Source organism: Anaerolineales bacterium (assembly GCA_016928575.1).
Classification (GTDB): domain Bacteria; phylum Chloroflexota; class Anaerolineae; order Anaerolineales; family RBG-16-64-43; genus JAFGKK01.
Genome location: JAFGKK010000078.1, coordinates 1 through 6,243, shown reverse-complemented (window position 1 = coordinate 6,243; position 6,243 = coordinate 1). Strand labels below are relative to the sequence as shown.

At 62.8% G+C, this 6,243-nt stretch carries 5 protein-coding genes; 3 read left to right on the top strand and 2 right to left on the bottom strand.

The genetic code is table 11. From position 1 onward, the window contains the following. The 3 genes from JW929_10310 to JW929_10300 all read left to right on the top strand — a co-directional run. Window positions 1-2,761, top strand: a 2,761-nt coding sequence (locus JW929_10310) for a DNA-directed RNA polymerase subunit beta (protein ID MBN1439791.1), incomplete at its 5' end; no start/stop codon positions are given. Between the two features lie 215 nt (window positions 2,762-2,976). After that, on the top strand, window positions 2,977-3,459 hold the full coding sequence (locus tag JW929_10305; GenBank protein ID MBN1439790.1) for an adenosine-specific kinase: 483 nt from the start codon (window positions 2,977-2,979) through the stop codon (window positions 3,457-3,459). 14 nt (window positions 3,460-3,473) lie between these two features. Continuing rightward, window positions 3,474-4,187, top strand: coding sequence for an AAA family ATPase (locus tag JW929_10300; GenBank protein MBN1439789.1), 714 nt, complete (start codon window positions 3,474-3,476; stop codon window positions 4,185-4,187). Window positions 4,188-4,598: 411 nt separating this feature from the next. Here JW929_10300 and JW929_10295 read toward each other — a convergent pair whose 3' ends face one another. After that, the gene (locus JW929_10295; protein ID MBN1439788.1) at window positions 4,599-5,786 is read right to left on the bottom strand and encodes a methionine adenosyltransferase; all 1,188 of its coding nucleotides are present in this window, start codon (window positions 5,784-5,786) and stop codon (window positions 4,599-4,601) included. Then, window positions 5,786-5,968 carry a hypothetical protein gene (locus JW929_10290; GenBank protein MBN1439787.1) on the bottom strand — a complete coding sequence of 61 codons (183 nt, stop codon included), beginning with the start codon at window positions 5,966-5,968 and terminating at the stop codon, window positions 5,786-5,788. Before JW929_10290 ends, JW929_10295 begins: the two co-directional genes overlap by 1 nt. Between the last annotated feature and the right edge of the window lie 275 nt (window positions 5,969-6,243).

Sequence of the window (6,243 nt, the reverse complement as noted above, 5' to 3'; positions counted from 1 at the left end):
GTCGATCCGCGACCAGGAATCCTTCTCGCCGATGAACCTGATCAACATCCGGCCGATCGTCGCCGCGGTGCGCGAGTTCTTCGGCTCCAGCCAGCTTTCGCAGTTCATGGATCAGACCAACCCGCTGGCCGAGCTGCGCCATAAGCGGACCCTCTCGGCGCTCGGCCCCGGCGGCCTGCGCCGCGAGCGGGCGGGCTTCGACGTCCGCGACGTGCACCAATCGCATTACGGGCGGATCTGCCCGATCGAGACTCCCGAAGGCCCGAACATCGGCCTGATCGGCCGCCTGGCTTCCTATGCCAAGGTCAACCCGTTCGGCTTCATCGAAACCCCCTACCGCAAGGTTTACAAATCCTACCCGGCCGGCGACCCGCGCCTGATCGGCCGCCACCTGGCCGAAGACGCCTTCAAATCCGGCGGGAAGGACCTGATCGCCAGGAAGGACGACCTGATCACCAAGGACATTGCCGGCAAGCTGGCGCCGCTCGGCGGGGAGATCGGAATCGCGCCGTTCGTTTCCTCCGAGACGTTGTACGTTTCGGCCGACACCGAGGACAAGTTCATCATCGCCCAGGCCAACGCGCCGCTGAACGAGTTCGGCGAATTCGTCCGCCCGCGCGCCTCCTGCCGCCACCATTCGCGGTTCATGTTCGCCGCCCCGGCCCAGATCGACTACATGGACGTGGCGCCGCGGCAGATCGTCGGCATCTCGGCCGGGCTGATCCCCTTCCTCGAGCACGACGACGCCAACCGCGCGCTGATGGGCTCCAACATGCAGGCCCAGGCCGTGCCGCTGATCCGCCCCGAAGTGCCGATCGTCTCGACCGGCATCGAGCCGCAGGCGGCGCTGGATTCGGGGCAGGTGATCCTCTCCGACATCGAAGGCCAGGTCCTTTCGGTCACCAGCGACCAGGTCACGGTCCAGACCGGCAAAGGCAAGAAGACCTACAAACTGCGCAAGTACACCCGCTCCAACCAGAGCACCTGCATCGACCAGCGCCCGGCCGTGATGAAGGGGCAAAAGATCAAGCCGGGCGACGTGATCGCCGATTCCTCCTCGACCGAATTCGGCGAGCTGGCGCTGGGGCAGAACGTGGTGGTCGCCTTCCTCTCTTGGGAGGGAGGCAACTACGAAGACGCGGTGCTGATTTCCGAGCGGCTCGTGCAGGACGATAAATTCACCTCGATCCACATCGAAAAGCACGAAGTGGAAAGCCGGGATACGAAGCTGGGGCCCGAGGAGATCACCTGCGACATCCCCAACGTCGGCGAGGAGGCCCTCAAGGACCTCGACGAGCACGGCATCGTGCGGATCGGCGCCGAGGTCGGACCGAACGACATCCTGGTGGGGAAGATCACCCCCAAGGGCGAGAAGGAACTCTCGCCCGAGGAGAAGTTGCTGCGCGCGATCTTCGGCGAAAAATCGCGCGACGTTAAGGACACCTCGCTGCGCCTCCCGCACGGCGAACGCGGCAAGGTGGTCGACGTCAAGATCTTCACCCGCGACGAGCACCACGACCTGCCGGCGGGCGTGGAGAAGACCGTGCGCGTTTCGGTCGCCCAGCGCCGCAAGATCACCGAGGGCGATAAAATGGCCGGCCGCCACGGCAACAAGGGCGTCGTCTCGCGCGTCGTCCCGGTCGAGGACATGCCTTTCCTCGAGGACGGCACCCCGGTCGACATCATCCTCAATCCGCTGGGAGTGCCGGGCCGGATGAACATCGGCCAGATCCTGGAGACCCACCTCGGGTGGGCGGTCTCGCGGATCGGCTTCCGCGCCATCTCTCCCGTGTTCGACGGGGCGGACGAATTCGAGATCGAAGCCGAGTTGGCGCGCGCCTGGATGATTCGGAAAACCTGGGTGGACGTGACCGAGAAGGCCTGGAAATGGGCCGCCCAGCACAACCTGGAAGAGGATGCGATCCTCGACGACGACGAAATCCGCCGGCTGTATCTGGAAAACGTCCTGCCTTCCAGGCAGTACAAGAAGGACCTGATCACCACCGACACCCTGTACGCGCAGCGGGCGGCGGCGACGGAATGGCTGAAGGAGAAAGGCTTTAAACCCGAAACCTTCTTCCGCTTCGACGACGCCTCCAACCAGACAGCGGCCGAGCGCCACGCCATGGATCAGGCCGCGATCGACGCCGGGCTGACGCTGTGGCTGAAGGAACTCGAAATGCCGACCGCCGGACTCGACAGCTTAAGCCTGCGCCGCAAAGCCGAAGAGGTCACCGAACAGACCGGCCAGCCCAGCCCGATCCTCGGCAAGCAGGTGCTGCACGACGGCAAGACCGGCGAAGCCTTCGACCAGCCGGTGACCGTGGGCGTGTTGTACATGCTCAAACTCCATCACCTGGTGGAAGATAAAGTCCACGCCCGGTCGACCGGCCCCTACTCGCTCGTCACCCAGCAGCCGTTGGGGGGCAAGGCCCAGTTCGGCGGACAGCGCTTCGGCGAAATGGAAGTCTGGGCGCTCGAGGCCTACGGCGCGGCCTACACCCTGCAGGAGATGCTGACGGTCAAATCCGACGACGTCCAGGGCCGGGTGAAAGCCTACGAAGCGATCGTCAAGGGCGAGAAGATCGAGGAGCCCGGCATCCCCGCCTCCTTCCGGGTGCTGGTGAAGGAACTGCAGTCGCTCGGCCTGTCGGTGGAAGCCATCACCGACACCGGCGACATCGTGAAATTCGGCAAGGACGAGGAAAAGGCGCGTCCACCGAAGATCGGCTACGGACTGCTGTCGCTCGGCGGAGACTAACACCCTTTCACCGCAAAGCCGCAAAGGGCGCGAAGAAAGCCGTAAGGATTTTTGGAAAAAACCGGCGGGAAAACCCGCCGGTTTTCGTTTGGCGTGCTATGATTGGCCATACTGACCGAATCCCACACCCCATCCCGCCTCCCCCTCATCCCTTCTTTCTCCCAGCCTATGCTGGGAGGAGGCGGCCGGAGGTCGGATGAGGGGAGGAGAAACCCATGGACATCCGAATCGTCCCCATCGAGAAACCCGAATCCGTGAACGTGATTCTCGGGCAATCCCACTTCATCAAGACCGTCGAGGATCTGCACGAGGCCCTGGCGGGCGCCGTGCCCGGAATCCAGTTCGGGCTGGCGTTCAACGAGGCATCCGGCCCCTGCCTGGTCCGCGCCTCCGGAACCTCCGAGGCGATGATCGCTCTGGCGAAGAAAAACGCCCGGGCGGTCGGCGCCGGGCATGCCTTTCTCGTCTTCCTCGAGAATTGCTATCCGGTCAACGTGCTCAACGCGGTCAAGAACGTTCCCGAGGTGTGCCGGATATTCTGCGCCACGGCCAATCCCGTTCGGGTCGTCGTCGCCGAGGACGGCGGGGGGCGCGGAATCCTGGGGGTGATCGACGGCAACGCGCCGCTCGGGATCGAGGGCGAAAAGGATGTCGCCGACCGCAAAGCGATGCTGCGCAAGTTCGGCTACAAGCTCTAGCCATCCAGGAAACCATGCATATCCAAAACGTCACCGTCGACATTCAGGATTTTCCGGCCCGGGAGTTCTACCCCTTCAACCTGGGCGTTTTTCAACGGCCGCTGTCCCTGCCCTTCCGGTCGAACGTCACCTTTTTCATCGGCGAAAACGGATGTGGCAAAACCACCCTGCTCCAGGCCCTCGCCGCCCGCTGCGGGATCCAGATCTGGCGCGAGACCGAACGCCGGCGGGTGAAAAACAACCCCCACGTGCACAAGTTTCCGAACTGCCTGCGGGTGGAATGGGCCGGGGAAAGGGTTCCCGGCATCTACTTCGGCTCGAATTATTTCCAATTCTTCTCGGAGATCCTGGACGAGTGGGCCGTTGCGGATCCCGGGCAGTTGAAGTATTTCGGGGGCAGTTCGCTCTTGACCCTTTCCCACGGCCAATCGATCCTGACCTACTTCCACAAGCTGTTCGCCCTGAATGCCGTCTTCATCCTCGACGAACCGGAAACCGCCCTTTCCCCGAAGAGCCAAGTGGAGTTGTTGAACCATTTGCGGGCGGTCGGGCAGGACGGGCATGCCCAATTCCTCATCGCCACCCATTCGCCGATCCTGCTGGCCTGCCCCGGCGCGGCGATTTACGGGTTCGAGGACGGTTCCGTCCGCGAGGTGGAATACGAACAGACGGATTACTACCGGATCTACCGCGACTTCATGAATGAGAGGGAAAGGTTCCTATCCTGACCGCGCCCCCCAAATGCACGTCCGCCCATTTGCCCGACGCGAAATTCCGAAAGGAAAAGTGGAATGACCGGGCTAACAGCGGGACGGACGGGGGGAGGCAGACCGGGGATAGGAGGACCGCAAAAAGGGGCCGTCGATGAACTACCGCGCGGTATCACGGAGCGCAACCCTCAAGAACTGCGCGGCAAGCCGCGGGGTATTTCATCATCCCGCGAAAGCGGGAAAAAGTGAATCAATGGTATTTGCGGAAAATTCCCCGCCGGAGATAGATCGTCATTCCCGCGTGGGCTTCGCGGGAATCCAGGGTTTCAACGGCCAGATGCCCGCTACGAACACCCCCGCTCCGCGAGGGCGGGCGCGGGCATGACGATCCGGAGACAACCCAATGCGGTTTTTCGACAGCCCCTCTGCTTAGTAAAGTTTTACTTTCTGCTCCGCCATCAACCCCCGGACTTCGTGCACCTTCTCCAGCCTCCGGTCCAAAACCTGGCGGACCTTCTCTTCCATGCCCTTGGTCATCGAGCCCTTGTCCGGCTTGATGGTTGCGGTGGCGATCAGCGGCTGATCCAACGGATGGCCGATCTGGGACAGGATGTAGACGCTCGCTTCGTGGACTTCCGGAATTTCCTTGACGATCTCCTGCGCCGCCAGGAAAGCGAGGACGTTGTAGATCTTCCCGACGTGGGAGATCGGGTTCTTCCCTGCGGCGGCTTCCAGCGACGCGGTGCGGAAGGGGGTGATCAGCCCGGTGACCCGGTTGCCGCGGCCGACCGATCCGTCGTCGCCGCACTCGGCCGAGGTGCCGGTCATGGTGAGGTACACCTCGCCGCCGGCGTCGTCGTCGGCGGTGTTGACGTCCACCGTCAGGGTGCGCCGCGGGGCGAGTTTTTCCGCAAAGGCCTGGACCGAATCCCGGACACCCTTGCGGGCCTCGAGGTATTCTCCGAGATCCTTCACCTCGGTCGAGATGAACGGCACCGCGCAGGTTAGGACCATCTGGTCGCCCTTGCGCATGCCCATCACCTTGACGTCCTCGCCGACCGGGAATATCTTGATCAGCTCGTAGTTCAGGTACTGGGCCGATTCGTAGACGGCCGTTTCCACCTGGGAGCGCGGCCAGTGCGCGCAGCCGAAGGAGGTGTCGTTGGCCCGCACGTGGTCCACCGTGTGCGCCAGCTCCGCCGCCCCGGCGCCGGCGAAGCAATCGATAACCATGTGCTTGTCCGGATCCAGGTTTTTCATCGTCTCGCGGACGTGCAGTTTGGCGGCGTTGATTGCGATCGCGTCCATCGGGATCATTTGGCCGCGGAATTCGGGCGTGCCGCGCCCCGCGATCTGGATGTGGATCGGCCGTAGCAGCTCCCCCTTGCCGAACCCCACTTGAACCTCGCCCGCGACCAGTTGAACCTTGTCGAAGTTGTGATGCAGCACCGTGCCGAGGTTGTCCTGGCACCAGCGGGTATACTCCACCGAAATGCGTTCGGCGATCCCGTCGCAAAGCGAATCCGGGTGGCCGATCCCCTTGCGTTCGACGATCTCGACCGGATAGTCCTCGATGAAATGTCCGGTGGCTTCCGCGACCACAATGTTCCGTTCCATTACGCCTCCCAGGCCGTAAGAATGGCGCCGATCGTTCTTTCCGCGGGCGTCCGCGCCCAGTCCGCCCCGTTGCCGGCGGCGCTCGACGCTGCCCGAAATTTGGGATTGTCGACACGCGTTGGAAAGAAGAAGCGCGGTGGAAAATCGGCGCCGAGTTTACCATAGCAGATGGGCAGCGTCAATCGGAATCCCTCCGGTACCATCCAGCCGACGTACTCAGCATCCGTTTTTGGATCGCACGCCGCAAAGGACACAGAGATCACATATTTTCCCCCAAATGTCCTACCCCTTTGCGCCCTTTGTGTTCTTGGTGGCATGACAACTCAACCTTCGGAGCGGGTTTTTTTCAGCCACAAAGGAAACAGAGATCGTATCTCCTCAGCCCCCTGTCCCTGCCCTTTCCTCACCCCCAACCCCACAACCCCTTCCCCCTCTCCTGACTTATGCCAGGAGAGGG